Source organism: Rhizobacter sp. (assembly GCF_032229685.1).
GTDB lineage: Bacteria > Pseudomonadota > Gammaproteobacteria > Burkholderiales > Burkholderiaceae_C > LMDS01.
The window spans coordinates 128,405-148,877 of sequence record NZ_JAVTWP010000032.1 but is presented as its reverse complement, the minus strand read 5'-3'; the positions used below and the strand labels follow the sequence as shown (position 1 = coordinate 148,877).

Genomic DNA, 20,473 nt, shown 5'->3' with positions numbered 1-20,473 from the left:
TGCAATAAGCCTCATGTTCTTCAACCGCATCACAGACACGCGTTGGGCTGTCGGCTTGCTGATCGGCGGGCTGTGTATCGTGTATGTCGCGCTGCCCTTGCTCGTCGATGCCCTGCTCCTTCCGAATCCCTATTTCGTGCAATTGGCGCAGTTGTCGATCTTCGCGGCTGCATTGATCGCCGTCGGCTACCTCGTCCCGCTGCTCGACGGGCGGTTCGGTAAGGCGGCACCGCGAATTGCAGTAAGCGCTCAATCGTTTCACGTGGTCGTCTGGAGCACATTCCTGATCTTCCTCGTGATTACCTTCACCACGGCGCCAACGATCCCGATCTTTTCCGCCATACGGGGCGCGAATGCCGCCGACCTGAGTCTGGAGCGCGGCGCATTCCTGAAAGCCCGAGTCGGTCTGGAATCGGTACTGATTTACATCAGCACGCTGTTCGTGGCGGTGCTGCTTCCGTACAGCCTCGCGCTGCTGTTCATCCGCAAGTCCCGCCTGAGGTTCGTGCTGCTGCTCCTGTTCTTGGCCTATTCGCTGAGCTTCTTGCAGAAGGCGCTGTTTTTCAATGTCGTGCTGCCGTTGCTCTATCTCGCGGCACGCAATCGGAACGCGAACACCAAGCGAATACTGGGTATCGTGCTCGGCAGCGGATTGCTGCTGTATGTCGTGACCTTGCTGGCGTTCGGTTCCCCGGAAGACACCGCGCTCGAACCGGGTGGCGGCGTGGTCACCGGTGGCGATTTCTTTGGCGCTTCGTTCCTGCCCAGTAACGCACTCGAGCACCTGCTGTGGCGGGCCACGGCGGTGCCGATGTTCTCAGCCTCCGACACACTGCTCGTCCATCAGGAGCAGTTCAACGGACAACCACTCTGGGGTGCAACCAGTACTTTCTTTGCCGGAGCCCTTGGGCTGGAACGCGTACCGATGGAGCGCCTGGTGTCTGAACATGAATGGGGCTGGAACGACATCGCCAATTCGAACGCCCTGTATGTCACCGAGGCCTTCGTCAATTTCGACTGGATCGGCGTGGCGGTGTTCTCGCTGTTCGTCGGGCAATCGTTGCGCTGGTTCCGCCGGTCGCGAGATGAAGCGTTCAAGTCGCTCTGGATGATCTACGTTCTTGCAGTATTCACCAGTGGCCTGATCGGAACGCTGCTGAGCAACGGCTACGTGCTCATGTTCGCGATGGCCTTGATGGTTCGACTCAGGGATCCCACCCGCAGACCCGCGCCAGCGGAAACTCGATCAACACAAGCAAGCGAATCAACATGAAAATCACGGTTGTGGGTACCGGCTACGTCGGCCTCGTCACGGGAGCCTGCCTGGCCGACGTCGGAAACGATGTACTGTGCGTCGATGTCGATGCCAAGAAGATCGATCTGCTGCGCTCCGGCGGCATTCCGATCTACGAGCCCGGACTGCAGGAACTCGTGCGTACCAACGTGCAGGCAGGCCGCCTCGCCTTCACAACGGATGTCGCCGCGGGCGCGCGCTTCGGGCTGGTCCAGTTCATCGCCGTGGGCACACCGCCGGACGAAGACGGCTCGGCCGACCTGCACTATGTGCTCGCGGCCGCACAGGCTATCGGACAACACGTCGGCGAGTACTGCGTCATCGTCGACAAGAGCACCGTGCCAGTGGGCACGGCCGACCGCGTTCGCGACGCAGTGCGCGCGGCGCTCGAAGCGCGTGGCGTCGACATGGAGTTCGCGGTGGTGTCGAACCCTGAGTTTCTCAAGGAAGGTGCCGCCATCGCCGATTTCATGCGCCCGGACCGCATCGTGATCGGCTCCGACGATGTGCGAGCGACCGACATCATGCGCCAGCTGTATGCACCCTTCGAGCGTAACCACGGCAAGTTGATGGCGATGGACATCAGATCAGCCGAGTTGACCAAGTACGCCGCCAACGCAATGCTCGCCACCCGCATCAGTTTCATGAACGAACTCGCACTGCTCGCCGATCGCCTGGGTGCCGACATCGACAACGTGCGTCGTGGCATCGGTGCCGACCCGCGCATCGGAACGCACTTCTTGTACGCCGGCTGCGGCTACGGCGGCTCGTGCTTCCCGAAGGACGTGCAGGCCTTGATCCGTATCGCCGAGCAAGCGGGCATGGCGTTGCACGTTTTGCCGGCCGTCGAGCAGGCGAACGAGATGCAAAAGCGCGTTCTCGCCGACAAGATCGTGCAGCGCCTGGGAGCCGACCTGACCGGCAAGCGCCTGGCCGTGTGGGGCCTTGCGTTCAAACCCAACACGGACGATATGCGGCAGGCGCCCAGTGTGACGCTGATAGACGACCTGCTGCGGCGCGGCGCCGCGGTTTGCGCCTATGATCCCGCCGCCAACGTCAACGCCGCGCACCTGATCGGCACGCATGCCCAGCTGAGTTTTGCCGGTAGCGCGATGGAAGCCGCCGACGGCGCCGACGGGTTGGCGATCGTCACCGAGTGGAAGGAATTCCGCAGCCCGGACCTGCAGCGCCTGCGTGCCTCGATGCGGCAGGCGATCGTCTTCGACGGACGCAACATCCTGGACCCACATATGGCCCGCGCCGCGGGTTTCGAATACTCTGGAATTGGAAGGTCATGATCCACTTTGCCATCCTCGGCTGCGGCCGCATAGCGAAACGACATGCCGAGTTGCTCGGCACCGGCCAGATCGCTGGCGCGAAGCTGGTGGCCGTTTGCGACAGCGACGGTGCGCGGGCCGCGGCGTTCGCCGCGCGCTTCGGCGTTCGGGGGTTCAACTCGCTGGAAGACATGCTGGCCAGCCCCGGGATCGACGTGGTCTCGATTCTCACGCCCAGCGGCATGCACGCTGGCCACGCGATCAAGGTCGCGCGTGCCGGCCGCCACATCGTGGTCGAGAAGCCGATGGCACTGACGCTTGCAGACGCCGATGCGATGATCGATGCCGCCGACCGCGCTGGCGTGCGCATGTTCGTCGTCAAGCAGAACCGCTTCAACGTGCCGGTGGTGAAGGCGCGCGAGGCGCTCGACGCGGGTCGCTTCGGCCAACTCGTGCTGGGCACAGTGCGCGTGCGCTGGTGCCGCGACCAGAGTTACTACGACCAGGACGCATGGCGCGGAACTTGGGCACAAGACGGTGGGGTGATCGCTAACCAGGCCAGCCACCACGTCGACATGCTCGGCTGGTTCATGGGGCCGGTCGAGTCTGTGCACGCACGCGGCGTGCGCGCGCTGGTGGACATCGAGGCCGAAGACACCGCCGTGGCTACTTTCCGCTTTCGCAACGGCGCGCTGGGCGTCGTGGAAGCCACCAACGCCGTTCGCCCGAAAGACCTCGAAGGCTCGCTGTCGGTGCTCGGCGCTGGCGGCGCAGTCGAGATCGGCGGCTTTGCAGTGAACAAGGTCCGCCACTGGCAGTTCACGACACCGCGCGCTGAGGATGCCGAGGTGATGGAGAAGTTCTCGGTCAATCCGCCCAACGTCTACGGCTTCGGCCATCAGGCGTATTACGAACACGTCGTCACGTGCCTCGACAAGAGCCTGCCGGCCCTCGTCGACGGCCGCGGAGGCCGAGCGAGTCTTGAGCTCGTGGCGGCCCTCTACGAGTCGATGGCCAACGGGCGCGAGGTATCTCTGCCGCTCCGGGTCGAGCACAGTCGCCTCGGGCGCTCCTGATCGGCATGGCAGAGCCCACACTCCTCGAAGCGCAAGTCCGCGACCTCCGCTGTGGCGAGCGCGTGCGCATCGTTGCACCGTCGAACGTTTATGAATGCGAGCTCGGCGACGACTGCTTCATCGGCCCCTTCGTCGAGATCCAGAAAGGCGTGCGCATCGGCGCGCGCACGAAGGTGCAGTCGCACGCGTTCATCTGCGAACTGGTCGAAATCGGCAGCGACTGCTTCATCGGCCACGGCGTGATGTTCGTCAACGATACGTTTGCCACTGGCGGGCCGGCGCGCGGGCGCCGCGAGCTGTGGAAGACAACCCGCATCGCTGAACGGGTCTCCATCGGCTCCAACGCCACGTTGCTGCCGGTGCGCGTGTGCGCCGACGCGGTGATCGGTGCGGGCGCAGTGGTCACCCGCGACATCACCGAGCCCGGCGTGTACGCCGGTAACCCTGCACGCCGCATCCGCCGCTTGACTCCGTCCATCCTCACTGAACACCAGGCGCCGTGCCCGGCGCCCAACCCATGAACGACATTCAAGTCCCATTCGCAGACCTTCACGCGCAGTACCTCTCGATCAAGGCGTCGGTCGATGCCGCGATCGCCGATGTGATTCGCAGTTCAGCCTTTATCCGAGGCCCGCATGTCACGCGCTTCGAGGAACAATTCGCGGCGGCCACCGGCGCGACGCATTGCGTCTCGTGCGCCAACGGCACCGACTCGCTGTACATCGCCATGCACGCGCTCGGAATCCGGCCCGGAGATGAGGTCATCGCGCCAGCACATTCCTGGATCTCGACGACCGAGACGATCACCCAGGCCGGCGGAAAGGTCGTGTTCTGCGACACCGACCCGGACACATTCACGATCGACCCGAAACAGATCGAGGTCTTGATCACCCCGCGCACGGTGGGCATCATCCCGGTGCACTTGTACGGCCAGCCGGCCGACATGGACCCGATCATGGCGCTCGCGGCCAAGCACAAGCTGTGGGTGATTGAAGACTGTGCCCAGGCACACCTGGCCCGCTACAAGGGGCGCATGGTGGGCAGCTTCGGCAATGCCGCCTCGTACTCGTTCTATCCGGGCAAAAACCTCGGCGCAATGGGCGACGCCGGAGCCCTGACAACGCCCGACGCGGCGCTGGCCGAGCGCATGGCCATGTTCGCACGCCACGGTGGCCTGGTGAAGGGTGATCACAAGATCGAAGGCATCAACAGCCGCCTCGACGGCTTGCAGGCCGCTGTGCTGTCGGCCAAACTGCCGCACCTGGCGGCATGGACAGCGCGCCGGCGCGAAGTGGCGGCCGAATACGATCGCCTGCTCGCAACCGCGCCCGGTATTCAGCGGCCGGCCAGTGTCGCCGGGCGTGATCACGTTTACCACCTCTACGTGATCGAGTGCGACGAGCGTGACGCCCTCGCACGGCACCTCGCCGGCAAGGGCATCCAGACGGTCGTCAACTACCCCGTGGCGCTTCCGTTCCTACCTGCGTATAGCCGCTTCGGCCATCAGCCGGCCGACTTTCCGGTCGCGTACCGGGCTCAGTCGCGTGTCCTCTCGCTCCCGATCTTTCCGGAGATGACGGCGGCGCAGATTCAAGCCGTGGTCGACGCGGTCGGGTCGTTCGCCAAGCGACGCGCATGAACTCGCAGCTCTCGCTGACCAGCAGCAGGTGTGTTGCCCATGACTGAGTCACGCATCTTCGACCGCACGCGCGATGTGCCGAAACTGGTGGGCTGCAACACCCGCAACGTGGCCTATCGGTGGACGATCTACGAGCGCCACCTTGCCGGCGTCTCGGCGGGCGCGCGGGTGCTGGACTACGGCGCCGGGTCGCTGCGAGAAACCTTCGAGATGGCGCAGCGCGGTTTCAACGTGACCGCGGTGGATCTCGACATCGCCCTGCTCGAACGCTACGCCGCCGACTACGATTGGGGCAGCGTGCATCACCGTCCGACGTTTGCCGACAGCATTCCGATCGCGGGTCGCTTCGAGCTGATCACCGCATTCGACGTGATCGAGCACCTGGAGGACCCGGCCGCCCAGGCCATCGCGCGGTTCCGGTCGATCCTGGCCCCGGGTGGCCTGATCTTCTGCACCGTGCCCAACCGTCGTACGTTGCCCGAATTCGCCACCAAGTTGGCCTTGCGCGTCGGCAAGAGGCAGGCGAATGGCGAAGCTCATCTGCAATTCAAATCACCGACGGAGTGGCGCGACTTCTTCGCCGACAACGGTCTCCAGATCGTCGAGCACGACATGACCATCGGCTGTGCCGTGAACACCTGGTTCTGGTCCATGAAGCTCCCTGCCAACGCGCTGCGCAAGGTGGCTCGAAAGGTACAGCTGGATTTCGATCCCGACCGCGTCGTCAACGCAGTAGCGCCCGGGTGGGCGATGCGCGGCCTCGACAAGGTCGATCAGGCCACCAAGCCGCTGACGCGCGGCTTGTTCGGGTGGAACCTGTTCGTGCTGCGCAATGCCAGCACATGAGCGCTCGGCCTCGCGCGTTCTCAATTCAATCGTGACTGAATCCATGCAAGTGATCGACGTATCAGTGGTGCTCGCCGTCAAGAACGAAGAGGTGTATCTGGAGAGCGCCGTCCTGAGCGTGCTGCAACAGCAAGGACTCAGCCATGAGGTGATCGTCGTGGACGATGGCTCGACCGACCGCACACCGCAGATCCTCAGTGCCCTCGCAGCGAGTCACCCCGGTCTGCGCGTGCTGCGCAACCCCAAGGCAGGCAAGTGCTCCGCATTCAACCTCGGCGTCGAGCATGCCGCAGGAAGATATGTGTGCCTGTTCGCCGGCGACGACATCATGCCGCCGGGCAGCCTCGCCGAGCGCTGGGCTGCCGTGCGCACCTTCGCCGACGGTGTCGCGACCGTCGGGCTTTGCAAGATCCTCACCATGTCGGAGGACAAGCGCTACGACGGCCACCTTGTGCCGCGCGCAAAAGGACGCGGCGCGCTGAGCGGGCAGTCTCCGTTGATGAACCGGGCCGCGGTAGCAAAGATCTTCCCCGTCCCCGAAAGCCTGCCGAACGAGGACACCTGGATGGAGCTGGCAATCCTGCACTTCCCCGGCTGGAACGTCGTTCACGGCGACACGGTCTGCTGCCACTGGCGCTACCACGCCGGCAACAGCATCAACCACACGGTTGCCTTCGATGTCTACAACCGCAAGATCACGTCGCGGATGCGGGCGCTCGCGCTGTTCGACGAGAAGTACGGCTCGCAGCTGGGTCACGACAAACGACGCCTGCTTGCCGCCAAGCTTCGCTGCGAGGCGTCGAGATCGAGCGGCGATGTTTTGGGCGTGCTCCGCAGCCCCATCACCTTGATCGACCGGCTGCGCGCGCTGTCGATCACCAACGCGTTCTTCTATGGTGTACGCCAGCGCCTTTACGGCCTGCTGTCGGGCTGGTGAACCTGTTTCTGAAACGAGAAAGACCGATGGGCAAGACTCCGTACCGCATCTGCAGCAACTGCATCATGGACACGTCCGACTCGAACATCACGTTCGACTCGCGCGGGTGGTGCGACTACTGCAACAACTACCACACCAACATCCTGCCGAACTGGCACCCCGACGAGCGCGGCGCCAAGCGCATCGCGGCGCAGGTCGAGCAGATCAAGCGCGATGGCAAAGGCCGTGACCACGACTGCCTGATCGGCATCAGCGGCGGCGTCGACAGCTCCTACGTGACCTACCTCGCCAAGGCGAAGTTCGGCCTGCGGCCACTGCTGTTCCACGTCGATGCGGGCTGGAACTCGCAGCAGGCGGTCAACAACATCGAGAAGCTCGTCGACGGGCTGGGGGTCGACCTGCACACCGAGGTCGTGAACTGGGAGGAGATGAAGGACCTGCAGCTCGCGTTCTTCAAGGCCCAGGTGCCACACCTCGACACGCCGCAGGACCACGCCTTCTTCGCCGGGCTGTACAACTTCGCCGCGAAGAACAAGTTCAAGTATATCCTCACCGGCGCCAACTACTCGACCGAGTGCGTGCGCGAGCCGCTTGAGTGGCACTACCACGCCTCCGACCTGCGCCAGCTCAAGGACATTCACCGCCGCTTCGGCACGCGACCGCTGAAGAGCTTCCCCCTGACCGACATCTTCACGTACAAGCTGTACTACCGCTTCGTGAAGGGCATCCGCGTCGTCAAGCCGCTGAACGAAGTGCCGTTCCACAAGGAAGAAGCGATGCAGGAGCTCGTCGACAAGTTCGGCTGGCAGAAGTACGCGCACAAGCACTACGAGTCGCGCTTCACGCGCTTCTACGAGGGCTACTGGCTGCCGACCAAGTTCGGCTACGACAAGCGCCGCGCCCACTTCTCGAGCCTGATCCTCACCGGGCAGCTCGCACGCGACGAGGCGCTGGCCCGTATCGCCAAGCCCGCCTACAACGAAGAAAATCTCGCCGAGGACTTCGAGTACATCGCCACCAAACTCGATCTGAGCGTGGCCGAACTCAAGCAGATCATGGCCGGCCCGAACAAGACCTACAAGGACTACAGCAACGCCATGGGCATGATCGACCTCGGAACGCGGGTGCTGCGGGCGGTCGGCGTGCAGCGGGCGATCATCCGATGATCGCGATCGTCGACTACGGGCTCGGGAACATCCTCGCGTTCGCGAACATGTTCAAGCGCCTGAACATCGAGGCTCGGGTCGCGCGCAGCGCGCAAGAGCTCGCAGGTACCGACAAGATCATCCTGCCCGGCGTCGGTGCGTTCGACCATGCCATGGATTTGCTCGACGCGTCGGGCATGCGCGCCACGCTCGACCAACTCGTTCTGAAAGACAAGGTGCCGGTGCTCGGCATCTGCGTCGGCATGCAGATCCTGGCCAAGGGCAGCGACGAGGGCAAGCTGCCCGGCCTGGGCTGGATCGACGGCCGCGTGCGTGCCTTCGCATCGCTGCCCCAGGCTGCCGGGCTGGCGCTGCCGCACATGGGCTGGAACGACGCGCGGCCGGCCGCCGGGATGCCGCTGTTCGCGCACATGAACGACGACGCGCGCTTCTACTTCCTGCACTCGTTCTTTTTCGAATGTGCAAGCACCGAGAGCGTGGCCGCAACGGCGGGTTATGGCATCGACTTTGCCTGCTGCGTGCGCTCGGACAACATCTACGGGGTTCAGTTCCACCCCGAAAAGAGCCACCACTGGGGCGCCCGTCTGCTCCAGAACTTCGCGGAACTCTGACATGCTGAGACCCAGAATCACCCCTTGCCTGCTGGTGCACGAAGGCGGCCTCGTGAAGACGGTCGGCTTCAAGGACCCGAAGTACGTCGGTGATCCGATCAACGCGGTCAAGATCTTTAACGAGAAGGAAGCCGACGAACTGGTCGTGCTCGACATCGATGCCACCGTCAACAAGGCCGAACCCGACTTCAAGCTGATCGCACGGCTCGCGGCCGAGTGCCGCATGCCCCTGTGCTACGGCGGCGGCGTGCGCACCGTGCAGCAGGCCAAGAAGATCATCGGCCTGGGTGTCGAGAAGGTTGCGCTCAGCGCCGCGGTGCTCGAGGACCCGACGCTGATCACACGCATCGCGGACGAGATCGGCAGCCAGAGCGTTGTCGTCGTGCTCGACGTGAAGAAGCGACTGCTCGGCAAGGAATACGACGTCTGGACCCACAACGGCCGCAAGAACACCAAGAAAGCGGTGCTCGAGGTGGCGCTGGACGCGCAGGCCCGCGGCGCGGGCGAGATCGTCATCAACTCGATCGAGAACGACGGCCAGATGAAGGGCTATGACCTCGCGCTGGCGCAGCGCGTGCGTCAGGCGCTGCGCGTGCCGATGACCATCCTCGGCGGCGCCGGCTCGCTCGCCGACATCGGCAGCCTCATCCAGGCGTGCGGCGTGATCGGCGCCTCGGCGGGCAGCCTGTTCGTCTTCAAGGGCACCTATCGCGCGGTGCTGATCAACTACCCCAACCCGGCGCAGAAAGACGAGCTGATCCGCGCGTCGCTCGGCGCTGCGGCAGCGCGCTGAGGGCTCGCGCGCGCCGCTCACCCGGAACTAGACGAATGTTTTCCGACAAGGTTCTCCTCATCACCGGTGGCACTGGCTCGTTTGGCAACGCCGTGCTGCGCCGCTTCCTTACCTCCGACCTGCGCGAAGTGCGAGTGTTCAGCCGCGACGAAAAGAAGCAGGACGACATGCGCAAGCGCTTCAACCACCCGAAGCTGAAGTTCTACATCGGCGACGTGCGCGACCAGCGCAGCATCGCCTCGGCGATGCGCGGGGTCGACTACTGCTTCCATGCAGCCGCATTGAAGCAGGTGCCGTCGTGCGAGTTCCACCCGATGGAAGCGGTACGTACCAACGTGCTCGGCACCGAGAACGTGCTCGAAGCCGCGATCGCCGCGGGTGTGCAGCGGGTCATCTGCCTGAGCACCGACAAGGCGGTCTACCCGATCAACGCGATGGGGATCTCGAAGGCGATGATGGAGAAGGTGATGGTCGCCGTCTCGCGCAACCTCGAAGGCACGGGCACCGTCATCTGCGGCACACGCTACGGCAACGTGATGGCCTCTCGCGGCTCGGTGATCCCGCTGTTCGTCGAGCAGGTGCTCGCCGGCAAGCCCATCACCATCACCGACCCGGCCATGACACGCTTCATGATGACGCTCGATGATGCGGTCGAACTGGTGCTCTACGCCTTCCAGCATGGCCAGAACGGCGACATCTTTGTGCAGAAGGCGCCAGCCGCTACGGTCCAGGTGCTGACACAAGCGCTGCTCGAGTTGTTGAAGCGCCCCGACCACGAGGTGCGGCACATCGGTACTCGCCACGGCGAGAAACTCTACGAGGCACTGCTCAGCCGCGAAGAGATGGCCGGCGCCGTCGACCTGGGCGAGTACTACCGCGTCCCGCCCGATGGCCGTGACCTGAACTACGCCAAGTTTGTTGAACTGGGCGAGCCGGGCATTGCGTTGGCCGACGAGTACCACTCGCACAACACAGAGCGGCTCGATGTGGAGGGCATGAAGCGTCTGCTGCTCAAGCTCGACTTCATGCAACGCATTGCCCGCGGCGAGCACGCCGCTACGCTGGAGGACTGACCCCATGCGCATCGTCATCACCGGCGCTGACGGTTTCATCGGCAAGAACCTGCGCCACCACCTGCGCGAGGCGGGTCATGCCGACGTGCTCGGCGTCACGCGAAGCACAGAGGCAGCGCTGGTGAACGAGGCGCTGTCGAATGCCGACTTCGTCTACCACCTTGCAGGTGTCAATCGCCCCACCGACCCGGCGGACTTCGTGGCCGGCAATACCGACTTCACGCAGCGGGTCTGTGACACGCTGCTCGCGAGCGGGCGCGCGGTGCCGGTGGCGTATGCCTCGTCGACCCAGGCTGCGCTCGACAACCCCTATGGCCGCAGCAAGAAGGCCGCCGAAGACGCGCTGCTCGCGTATTCGCAGCGCAGTGGCGCGGCGCTGCACCTGTTCCGCCTGACCAACGTTTTCGGCAAGTGGAGCCGCCCCAACTACAACTCGGCGGTGGCGACCTTTTGCCACAACGTGACTCGCGGTTTGCCGATCAATGTCAACGACCCGGCCGCAGCGCTGCAACTGGTGTATGTAGACGATGTGGTCAGAGCGCTGGTTGAGCTTCTCGGCGCACCTGCCCCGAACACGCCGTGGGCCGAGGCCGGCCCGGTCTACCGCACCACGGTGGGCGAACTCGCGCAGATGATCCAGGGCTTTGCGCAGAGCCGCGAGACGCTGGTGAGCCCGCGCGTGGGGACCGACCTCGTGCGCGCGCTGTACGCGACCTACGTCTCATTCCTGCCGCCCACCTCGTTCGACTACGGCCTGACGCGCCACGCCGATCCGCGCGGCGAATTCGTCGAGATGCTGAAGACGCCCGACTGCGGGCAGTTCTCGTATTTCACCGCCCATCCCGGCATCACGCGGGGCGAGCACTACCACCACAGCAAGACCGAGAAGTTCCTGGTGATCCGCGGGACGGCCCATTTCGGATTCCGCCACATCGAGACCGGCGAGCTGCACGAGACCGTGACCCGCGGTGGCGAGCCGCGCGTGGTCGAAACCGTGCCGGGCTGGACCCACAACATCACGAACATCGGTGACGACGAGTTGATCGTGATGCTCTGGGCCAACGAGATCTTCGACCGGGACAAGCCCGACACGATCGCGATGAAGGTGAAGCCATGAAGAAGCTGAAGGTCCTGACCGTCGTCGGCACGCGGCCCGAGATCATCCGGCTGTCGCGCGTGATGGCGCAGCTCGACGAGCACTGCGAGCACGTGCTCGTGCACACCGGGCAGAACTACGACTACGAGCTGAACCAGGTGTTCTTCGACGACCTGGGTGTGGCCAAGCCCGCGCATTTCCTGGGCAGTGCCGGCGGCAACGCGGCCGAGACGATCGGCAACATCATCATCGCGGTCGATCGCGTGCTCGCGACCGAGCAACCCGACGCGATGCTGGTGCTTGGCGACACCAACAGCTGCCTTGCGGTGATTCCGGCCAAGCGCCGCAAGATCCCGATCTTCCACATGGAGGCCGGCAACCGCTGCTTCGACCTGCGCGTGCCCGAGGAGACCAACCGCCGCATCGTCGATCACACCGCCGACGTGAACCTGACCTACAGCGACATCGCGCGCGAATACCTGTTGCGCGAGGGTCTGCCGCCCGACCTGGTCATCAAGACCGGCAGCCCGATGTTCGAGGTGCTGACGCACTACCGGCCGAAGATCGAGGCCTCCGACGTGCTCGCCCGCATGGCGCTGGCGCCGCAGCAGTACTTCGTGGTCAGCGCGCACCGCGAGGAGAACATCGACGCGCCCCACACCTTCGCGAAGCTGGTCGACGTGCTCAACGCGGTGGCCGAGGAGCATGCGCTGCCGCTGATCGTCTCGACTCACCCGCGCACGCAGAAGCGCATCGACGCCATGGGCGTTCGCTTCCACGCCAACGTGCGGCTGCTCAAGCCGCTCGGCTTCCTCGACTACGTGAAGCTGCAGATGAACGCACGCGCGGTGCTCTCCGACAGCGGCACGATCAACGAGGAGTCGTCGATCCTCAACTTCCCGGCGCTCAATCTGCGCGAGGCGCACGAGCGGCCCGAGGGTATGGAAGAAGCCGCCGTGATGATGGTCGGGCTCGAGACGGTTCGCGTGCGCCAGGCGCTCGCGATCCTCGAGGGCCAGGCGCGCGGCACCACCCGTGACCTGCGGCTGGTGGCCGACTACAGCATGTCCAACGTCTCGGCCAAGGTGCTGCGCATCCTGCACAGCTACACCGACTATGTGAACCGCGTGGTCTGGCGCAAGAGCCTGTAGGCGAACCGGCGTGCGCCTGCTTGTCGTCAGCCAGTATTTCTGGCCGGAAACGTTTCGCATCAACGACCTCGTGACCGAACTGGTGCGTCGCGGCCACGAGGTCACGGTGCTGACCGGCTTGCCGAACTACCCGGAAGGCGAGGTTCTCCCCGCGTTCGCCAGCGAGCCCGGCCGCTTCTCGAACTACAACGGTGCCGAGATCGTGCGTGTGCCGCTGCTGCCGCGTGGGAAAAGCAGCGTTCGGCTGGTGCTGAACTATTTGAGCTTTGCCGCGGCAGGCCTGACGCTCGGCGCGTGGCGCCTGCGCGGCCGCCGCTTCGATGCGATCTTCGTGTTCCAGGTCTCGCCGGTCACGCTGGCTTTGCCCGGCCTGCTGCAGCGGCGACTGAAGCGCGCGCCGTTGTTGATGTGGGTGCTCGACCTCTGGCCCGACACGCTGGAAGCCGTGGGCGTGGTGCGCTCGCCACGCGTGCTGGGTTGGGTCGGCAAGCTGGTGGGCTTCATCTACCGGCGCTGCGACCGTGTGCTGGTGCAGTCGCGTGCCTTCTGCGCAAACGTCGAGAAGTACTCGGGCGACTCTTCGCGCATCCGCTACTTCCCCGGCTGGGCCGAAGCAATCTTCGAAGGACCGCTGGCGGCAATCGAGCCGGCGCCTGAAGTAGCCCCGTATGCCGACACCTTCAACGTGCTTTTCGCCGGCAACATCGGCGACGCGCAAGACTTCCCCGCGATCCTCGACGCGGCCAGCGCGCTGCGCAACGAAGCCGGGTTGCGCTGGCTGATCGTCGGCGACGGACGCGCCGCCGAGTGGGTGCGCAGCGAGATCGCGCGCCGGAGCCTGGAGCGCAACGTGGTGCTGCTCGGCCGCCACCCGATCGAACGCATGCCGTCGTTCTTTCGTGGTGCCAGCGCTCTGCTGGTTTCGCTGAAAAAGGATCCGGCCTTCGCGATGACGATCCCGGGCAAGGTGCAGAGTTACCTTGCCACGGGCCTGCCGATCCTCGCGATGCTCGATGGCGAAGGCGCTGCGGTGATCGAGCAGTCGGGCGCCGGAGCGGTATGTGCTGCGGGCGCTGGAACCGAACTCGCACGCTGCGTGCAAACGCTGATGTGCCTGTCCCCCGATGAGCGCTCAGCAATGGGCGAACGTGGCCGACTGTATGGCGAGCGAGAGTTCGGGCGTGTGGGCTCGATGTCGAAGCTCGAAGGCTGGGCGCAGGAGTTGGTGACCGGGCAACGATCGCAGCCCCGATGAACGAAGCGACCTCAAGCCCAAGTTCGACGCTCGGGCGAGATGGGGCGCTTCATCAGCGACAGAGGCATCCTGGTTCCAAGGCAACCACTACGTCATGTTCTTTCTTGTGTCTTGCACTGCGGCTGAGCCGCCTGCTGCCGCGACACCGCAGGAGCTTGAGGCCACGTTGGCACGCACAGAATTCCGGCGCGGCCCGTCAACGCCTTGCGGCAGGGTGTGCTGGCCGTCGAGGCTGCCCTGGCGAATCACATCAGCTTTCCTTGGGGAACGTCGATCCTGGCGGTGTTTCGGCGTTGCGCGCCTGTGCTTCGACAATGGCTTGCGTCGACTGCAGCAGCCCGGCGCGCCAACACCCTTGGCCTTCATTGGCAGCGCGCAGAAGGCATACCATCACGACCGGCGCAACCAGCGGCTCCGCCCTGGAGCCCGTCTGAGATGAAACAGCCCTTGAGAATCGCCTTCTTGTGTTCCGGCGGCGGTGGCAATCTGCAGTTCGTGGCCAGTGCCATCCGCAAGGGCTGGATCGGCGATGCGCAAATTTGTGCGGTTTTGTCCGATCGTGAATGTGCAGCGAACGCGTTCGCGCGCACGCAGGGCTTGTTCACCGAGGTGATGGACTTCTCCCCGGCGGGCCAGCCGACAGTTCTGAACCGCCTGTTGGCCCTCGACCCGGAAGTGATCGTGACCACAGTCCACAAGATTTTGACCCCGGCATTCGTGAACGCCTTCGCCGGCAGACTCGTCAATCTGCACTATTCGCTGCTCCCGGCCTTCGCTGCGGAGATTGGCGAGGGCCCTGTGCGCCGAGCCATGGAATACGGGGCGAAGTTCGTCGGAATCACCGTCCACCAGGTCGACGAACGCGTCGACCTGGGCCGACCGATCATTCAGGCGGTGACCGCGATGCCGCACGCTCCGAAGCTCGATGCAGTGATGAACGTGCTCTTTCGCAGCGGCTGCATCGGCCTGCTGAACGCCATCGCCTCGTTCTCGCCGGACTTCCTGTCATGGAGCGAGAACGCACGGGCATCGACAACACAGGCCGGTCAACTCGTGCACTTCCATCCTGCCGTCGTGATTCATCCGTCTCTCGAGCCGGATCACGGCTGGGATTTCCTGAGTCGATGACGCCACGAGCCATCTGAAGCCACCAACGATGAACGTCAACGACGCGAATGCGAAAACTCCCGGCTCCACGGGTACCAGCCGACCCGCGATCAGCATCGTGTCGACGATGTATCGGTCCCGGCCCTTCCTCGAGACCTTTTTGGCCGAGTGCCAGGAGGCGTTGAAGGCAACCGGCTTCGAGAACGTCGAGATTGTTCTCGTCAACGACGGCTCGCCAGACGAATCGCTGGCCTACGTGCTCGCCCGCCGCAGCGACATTCCGCAACTCGTGGTCATCGATCTTTCGCGCAACTTCGGGCACCACCAGGCGATCCAGGCCGGCTTGCGCGAGTCGCGGGGCGAGTTGGTGTTCCTCATCGATTGCGACCTCGAGGTGCGGCCCGCCGTGCTGGCGGCCTTTCTGCCCAAGCTGCGGCAGAGCGGCGCCGATGTGGTCTTCGGCTACCAGGAGGCGCGCAAGGGCCATTGGTTCGAACGATTCAGCGGCAGCCTGTTCTGGAAAGGTTTCAACCGCATGAGCGACACCCGGGTTCCCGAGAACCTCGTGACCGAACGCGTGATGACGCGGCGATTCGTCGACGCGCTTCTGAGCATGGGTGACTACAACCTCTTCATGGGAGGCATGATGAGCTGGGCCGGGTTCAGCCAGGTGGGCATGTCGATCGGAAAGCAGCAGCGGGAAGGCAAGAGCACTTACACCCTGATGCGGCGGGTACAACTGATGGTGAATGCGGTCAGTTCGTTTTCGTCGAAGCCGCTGGTGTGGCTGTTCAACAGCGGAGTTCTGATCACATTCACCAGCTTCGGCTACGCCGGCTACCTGGTCGCGCGCAAATTACTCTTCGACGATGCGCTGCTCGGTTTCACGTCGATGATGGCAATGATGGCAATGACGCTCGGGATTCTCACCACCGGGCTGGGTCTCGTGGGCATCTATCTGGGCAAGGTCTTCAACCAGGTCCAGGACCGGCCCACGTACATCATTCGCGACATCCACCGCTGAAGGCATGGAACCCATGCGCAGCGTTGCCATCCTGCAGTCGAACTACATCCCGTGGCGAGGGTATTTCGACATCATCCACGACGTGGATATGTTCGTCTTCTACGACGATGTGCAATACACCAACAGGGACTGGCGCAACCGCAACCGCGTCAAGACTCCGCACGGCACCCAGTGGCTTTCGATTCCGGTCGGGCCTCAGACCGATCGGCTGATCTGCGACGTCGAGTTGCGCGACACTGCATGGCAAGCCCGGCATTGGCGCACTCTGCTGATGAACTACAGCAAGTGTCCGCACTTCGATCGCTACCGCGAATATTTCGAGCATGTTTACCTCGGCACGGAGTGGCACCAGCTCTCGGTATTGAACCAATCGCTGATCCGCTACGTCTCGCACGAGTTTCTTGGCATCACGACCGAATTCGCCGATTCGCGTGACTACCGCGCCAGCGGCCAGAAGCTGGACAGGCTTCTCGATCTGGTGGACCAGACCGGCGCCTCAAGCTACGTGTCCGGACCGGCCGCCAAGGATTACATCGTGCCCGAGCGCTTCGCCGAACGTGGCGTCGAACTGCGCTGGAAAGGCTATGGCGGCTACCCGGAGCACCCGCAGCGATTTCCGCCCTTCGCTTCCGATGTGTCGATCCTCGACTTGTTGTTCAACGTCGGGCCTGAGGCACCGTTGTACATCTGGGGCTGGCGGGACGATGTTGTCGCCGGCCCCACCGGCTGACGCGGATCGCTGCTAGTTTTTCGACGGCTCCGCGGGACGAGACACCGGCGCAGACGGTCTCCAAAGGGACACGGAGACCGGCGTAGGCGGCAGGCCGTCCCACCGGTACTGGGGCAGCAGATCGACGCTCCCGACAAGCTCGTACCCCGGCCCACTGGTACGCTGAAGCAGGAGTTCCTGAAAGCCGTGCAAAGCGCGCGGATTGCCTTCGGCTGTCAGCACCCACGCACGTCGCAATTCGTCGGGTGCAAGAGCATCGAAAACGCGCGAGGCCATGCGCGCGCTGCCGGGGTAGCCACCGATCAGCCACGCCACACCGAGCGGGCGCCCGCCGAGGGCATAGACCAGGCCTGGGCCATCACCAGTCGCATCGAAGATCGCATCGCCGCTGCGGTAGCCCGCGGCCGCCATGCGCTGCGTGAGCAGCACCACGCCTTCGCGGGTCGTCGCGTCGAGCTTCAACACGCGCCCTTGCGTACCGAGCGCCAACGGGTGCTGCTGACCCAGCAGCCCGCTGCGCAACCGATAGGTGAATGCTGGGTCGTCGAGCGAGTGCCACTGCGACACCAGCATTGGCATGCACGACAACGCCAGCGCGCCCGACAATGCACTTTCGTGAATCAGGCCGAGTGTGTGCAGGCGACGCAGGGGCAGCATCAGCGCAACGATTGCGAACACCGCCGCCATCTGGGTGTGCGCCGGGAGCGAACCATTGGTTCCGACGGAATAGCAGATCGGTAGAACGAACAACAACAGCGACAGGCCAGCCACCCCACGCACGTCGCCCCAACGCGGGAGAGGCTCCACGCGACACAGCCTCTCGGCCATCCACAACAATGCCGTACCGAACGCGATCAGGGCCCACCACGACTTGCCGTAGACCTGAAACTGAATCGTCCAGAAGATCCCGGCGACAAGCACCACGACCAAGAGCGACAGCACCCATTGATGCACCCGCCCCCAGCGCCGGACCACGATCGCGAATGCCAGCGCACCAATGAACAACGAAGGCAACAAGCGCGTCGCACCGCGCAGCGCGGCCTCCCAGAGGGTGCCGAACGGGATCGTCGTATAGCGTGCATCAAGGGTGGTGGTGAGAAGCACGCCTTCACGCAATACGTCGAACCAACGGGGCTGAGCCAGATGCAATGCGAGCAGATTGACACCGACTCCTGCAGCGGCGAAGGCCACCCACTCTGGAAGGCGCTTCATTGGTCCGAAAATCAACAGAAATGCAAGATGACAGACGACCATGGCCACCGCGCTGGTCGCCTTGGTGAGTGCACATGCCCCGACCAGCAAGCCGTACCCGAACGAGACCCATGCCAGGCGCTCGCGTGAGCTGCCGCCTTCCGTCAGCACCAGTAGGAGGCCACTCGCGACGAGGATACAGAACAACACAAGAAGGTTGTACGAAGGAGCCCGCAGCGTGGTGACGTAGCTGTAGTAGTAGAGCGAACCTGCCATGCCCGCGATGACATACCTCCAGGGAATGGGTTCGGCGGCATCGCGCCCGAACCTGCATACCCGCCAAGTGAAAAACCCGCCGGCAGCGACAAGGAGCACCAGGCCGAAAACGCGGATTGAGCCCACGTCGCCGCCCAAGGCGCGAAACGGCCACTCGAAGTAAGCACCGAAGAAGGTTGACGTCGCCGTGAGCGTGCGCCAGTGCTGGTAGTTCAGCAGGTAGTACGACTCGTCGGTGAAGTCGAGCCCATACCCCGCTGTCCAGACGAACAGGCCGATCTGGGCACACAGCAACGCCAGCACCGGAGCGCCAACCAACGCGCGCCGCATCAGGCCGGCCTGCTGGCCACGTGCACCACCGAGTCGATGACCCGGGTCTGGTGCGCCTCCAGCCCGACCCACATCGGCAACCGCACGAGGCGATCACCGGCCTCATCGGTCACGCCGAGCGCGCCGTGCGCACGCCCGAACTGAAGGCCCGCCGGAGAACTGTGCAAGGGCACGTAGTGAAAAACGCTGTAGACGCCCAGCGCTCGCAGCCGCGCGATGAAATCAGTGCGCTCAGCAAGCCCGGGCAGCAGCAGGTAATACATGTGCGCATTGAACACGCAGGTGGGCGGAAGACTCGGTCGCACAGCGCGCCCGGCGAGCTCAAGCGGCTCGAGCGCCTCGTGGTACCGCGCCCAGAGAGCCAGCCGCCGATCAGTGATGGCCTGCGCTTCTTCCATCTGCGCCCACAAGAAGGCGGCCACGATCTCGCCCGGCAAGAAAGAGGAACCGATGTCGGCCCAAGTGTATTTGTCGACTTGGCCGCGGAAGAACATGCTGCGGTTCGTGCCTTTCTCGCGGAGCACCTCGGCGCGGTCGGCAAAACGTGCATCGTTGACAAGCAACGCCCCGCCTTCACCCGAAATGATGTTCTTGGTTTCGTGGAACGACAACGCGGCAAGGTGGCCGATGCTGCCCAGCGGCCGCCCTTTGTACTGTGACATAAGGCCTTGTGCGGCGTCTTCGATCACGAGAAGGCCGTGACGCTCGGCAATCGCCATGATCGTGTCCATCTCGCAACCGACGCCAGCGTAGTGCACCACCACGATGGCGCGGGTGCGTGGCGTGATCGCAGCCTCGACGAGCGCTTCGTCGATGTTGAGCGTGTCGCGCCGCACGTCGACGAACACCGGCACGCCGCCACGCAGCACGAATGCGTTGGCGGTCGAGACAAAGGTGTACGAGGGCATGATGACCTCGTCGCCGGGGCCGATGTCGGCCAGCATCGCTGTCATCTCAAGCGCTGCAGTGCACGAATGCGTTAGCAGCGCCTTGTGCGCGCCGGTGCGTTGCTCGAGCCAAGCCGCACAGCGGCGGGAGAACATGCCGTCGCCTGCAAGATGGCCGGCCGCGTGCGCCTCGGCGATGTAGCTCAGCTCGCGGCCTGTCATGTACGGCTTGTTGAACGGAATGTCGACGCGGGTCTCGGTGGCCATGGTCAATGTCGCGGGGCGCGGAACACCCAAAACTTGTTGAGAGCAAAGGTCGCACCGGCCACCCCGAAGACCGTCACGCCCTGAACCCATGCGTGTGGCCAGCCGAGGAGTCCGACACAGAAGGCGAGTGCCGCCAGGTTGAGCACGTAACCGGCGAAGTAGACGGCGACATATGCACCCCACTCCCGATGCACGGCACTGCGGCTACCGAAAGACCACGAACGGTGCAGCACGAAGCCCAGCACAGTGCCGGTCACGTACATGGCGGTCATCGCCAGCATCGGGGCCAGACCGCGATCGACCAGGCCGAGGTAGCACGCATACAACAGCGCGTTAAGCCCCAGGCCGACCAGCACAAAGCGCAGCAATTGCCCGAGCGTCCTCTGCGAGGAACGCAGAGGCTCGGCGGAGGGAGTGGCGTGGGAACTCAAGCGCGGAATTATCGCC

The 20,473-nt window shown here is 64.2% G+C and carries 20 protein-coding genes; 17 read left to right on the top strand and 3 right to left on the bottom strand.

Translation table 11 applies throughout. The features are described 5' to 3' along the window. Positions 1 to 13 precede the first annotated feature (13 nt). The 17 genes from AC30PD_RS15165 to AC30PD_RS15085 all read left to right on the top strand — a co-directional run bounded on the left by AC30PD_RS15165 (position 14) and on the right by AC30PD_RS15085 (position 17,075). Complete coding sequence (locus tag AC30PD_RS15165) at positions 14 to 1,273, top strand: hypothetical protein (RefSeq protein WP_489536483.1); 1,260 nt, start codon at positions 14 to 16, stop codon at positions 1,271 to 1,273. Further along, positions 1,270 to 2,592: a UDP-glucose dehydrogenase family protein gene (locus tag AC30PD_RS15160; protein WP_489536482.1), complete on the top strand. Its 1,323-nt coding sequence runs from the start codon at positions 1,270 to 1,272 to the stop codon at positions 2,590 to 2,592. The genes AC30PD_RS15165 and AC30PD_RS15160 overlap by 4 nt, the downstream gene beginning before the upstream one ends. Then, the gene (locus AC30PD_RS15155; RefSeq protein ID WP_489536481.1) at positions 2,589 to 3,647 is read left to right on the top strand and encodes a Gfo/Idh/MocA family protein; all 1,059 of its coding nucleotides are present in this window, start codon (positions 2,589 to 2,591) and stop codon (positions 3,645 to 3,647) included. The genes AC30PD_RS15160 and AC30PD_RS15155 overlap by 4 nt, the downstream gene beginning before the upstream one ends. Positions 3,648 to 3,652: 5 nt before the next feature. Then, positions 3,653 to 4,168, top strand: a complete 516-nt coding sequence (locus AC30PD_RS15150) for an acyltransferase (protein WP_489536480.1) — start codon at positions 3,653 to 3,655, stop codon at positions 4,166 to 4,168. Then, positions 4,147 to 5,286 carry a DegT/DnrJ/EryC1/StrS family aminotransferase gene (locus AC30PD_RS15145; RefSeq protein ID WP_489536479.1) on the top strand — a complete coding sequence of 380 codons (1,140 nt, stop codon included), beginning with the start codon at positions 4,147 to 4,149 and terminating at the stop codon, positions 5,284 to 5,286. Before AC30PD_RS15150 ends, AC30PD_RS15145 begins: the two co-directional genes overlap by 22 nt. Positions 5,287 to 5,325: 39 nt before the next feature. Then, the gene (locus AC30PD_RS15140; RefSeq protein ID WP_489536478.1) at positions 5,326 to 6,132 is read left to right on the top strand and encodes a class I SAM-dependent methyltransferase; all 807 of its coding nucleotides are present in this window, start codon (positions 5,326 to 5,328) and stop codon (positions 6,130 to 6,132) included. 43 nt (positions 6,133 to 6,175) lie between these two features. After that, entirely contained in the window at positions 6,176 to 7,069 is an 894-nt protein-coding gene (locus tag AC30PD_RS15135) for a glycosyltransferase family 2 protein (protein WP_489536477.1), read from the top strand. A 26-nt stretch (positions 7,070 to 7,095) separates the two neighbouring features. Then, positions 7,096 to 8,235 (top strand): N-acetyl sugar amidotransferase, encoded by a 1,140-nt coding sequence (locus AC30PD_RS15130; RefSeq protein WP_489536476.1) that lies wholly within the window; start codon positions 7,096 to 7,098, stop codon positions 8,233 to 8,235. After that, positions 8,232 to 8,846, top strand: a complete 615-nt coding sequence (hisH, locus tag AC30PD_RS15125) for an imidazole glycerol phosphate synthase subunit HisH (protein WP_489536475.1) — start codon at positions 8,232 to 8,234, stop codon at positions 8,844 to 8,846. The genes AC30PD_RS15130 and hisH overlap by 4 nt, the downstream gene beginning before the upstream one ends. 1 nt (position 8,847) lies before the next feature. Then, positions 8,848 to 9,639, top strand: coding sequence for an AglZ/HisF2 family acetamidino modification protein (locus AC30PD_RS15120; protein WP_489536474.1), 792 nt, complete (start codon positions 8,848 to 8,850; stop codon positions 9,637 to 9,639). Between the two features lie 35 nt (positions 9,640 to 9,674). Continuing rightward, positions 9,675 to 10,712, top strand: coding sequence for a polysaccharide biosynthesis protein (locus AC30PD_RS15115; RefSeq protein WP_489536473.1), 1,038 nt, complete (start codon positions 9,675 to 9,677; stop codon positions 10,710 to 10,712). Between the two features lie 4 nt (positions 10,713 to 10,716). Continuing rightward, complete coding sequence (wbjC, locus tag AC30PD_RS15110; RefSeq protein WP_489536472.1) at positions 10,717 to 11,829, top strand: UDP-2-acetamido-2,6-beta-L-arabino-hexul-4-ose reductase; 1,113 nt, start codon at positions 10,717 to 10,719, stop codon at positions 11,827 to 11,829. Beyond that, on the top strand, positions 11,826 to 12,959 hold the full coding sequence (gene wecB / locus AC30PD_RS15105) for a non-hydrolyzing UDP-N-acetylglucosamine 2-epimerase (protein ID WP_489536471.1): 1,134 nt from the start codon (positions 11,826 to 11,828) through the stop codon (positions 12,957 to 12,959). Before wbjC ends, wecB begins: the two co-directional genes overlap by 4 nt. A gap of 10 nt (positions 12,960 to 12,969) precedes the next feature. Further along, the gene (locus AC30PD_RS15100) at positions 12,970 to 14,214 is read left to right on the top strand and encodes a glycosyltransferase family 4 protein (protein WP_489536470.1); all 1,245 of its coding nucleotides are present in this window, start codon (positions 12,970 to 12,972) and stop codon (positions 14,212 to 14,214) included. Positions 14,215 to 14,649: 435 nt separating this feature from the next. Beyond that, a complete protein-coding gene (locus tag AC30PD_RS15095) occupies positions 14,650 to 15,342 on the top strand; it encodes a formyltransferase family protein (protein ID WP_489536469.1) in 693 nt (230 codons plus the stop codon). 28 nt (positions 15,343 to 15,370) lie between these two features. Then, complete coding sequence (locus tag AC30PD_RS15090; RefSeq protein WP_489536468.1) at positions 15,371 to 16,345, top strand: glycosyltransferase family 2 protein; 975 nt, start codon at positions 15,371 to 15,373, stop codon at positions 16,343 to 16,345. Positions 16,346 to 16,358: 13 nt separating this feature from the next. Continuing rightward, the gene (locus AC30PD_RS15085) at positions 16,359 to 17,075 is read left to right on the top strand and encodes a WbqC family protein (protein WP_489536467.1); all 717 of its coding nucleotides are present in this window, start codon (positions 16,359 to 16,361) and stop codon (positions 17,073 to 17,075) included. A 12-nt stretch (positions 17,076 to 17,087) separates the two neighbouring features. Here the strand turns inward: AC30PD_RS15085 and AC30PD_RS15080 are convergent, their stop codons facing one another. Genes AC30PD_RS15080 through AC30PD_RS15070 form a run of 3 tightly spaced genes read right to left on the bottom strand, consistent with a single transcriptional unit; the run spans position 17,088 to position 20,457 of the window. After that, a complete protein-coding gene (locus tag AC30PD_RS15080; RefSeq protein ID WP_489536466.1) occupies positions 17,088 to 18,872 on the bottom strand; it encodes a hypothetical protein in 1,785 nt (594 codons plus the stop codon). After that, on the bottom strand, positions 18,872 to 20,026 hold the full coding sequence (gene rffA, locus AC30PD_RS15075) for a dTDP-4-amino-4,6-dideoxygalactose transaminase (protein ID WP_489536465.1): 1,155 nt from the start codon (positions 20,024 to 20,026) through the stop codon (positions 18,872 to 18,874). Before rffA ends, AC30PD_RS15080 begins: the two co-directional genes overlap by 1 nt. A gap of 2 nt (positions 20,027 to 20,028) precedes the next feature. Further along, positions 20,029 to 20,457 (bottom strand): GtrA family protein, encoded by a 429-nt coding sequence (locus tag AC30PD_RS15070; protein ID WP_489536464.1) that lies wholly within the window; start codon positions 20,455 to 20,457, stop codon positions 20,029 to 20,031. Between the last annotated feature and the right edge of the window lie 16 nt (positions 20,458 to 20,473).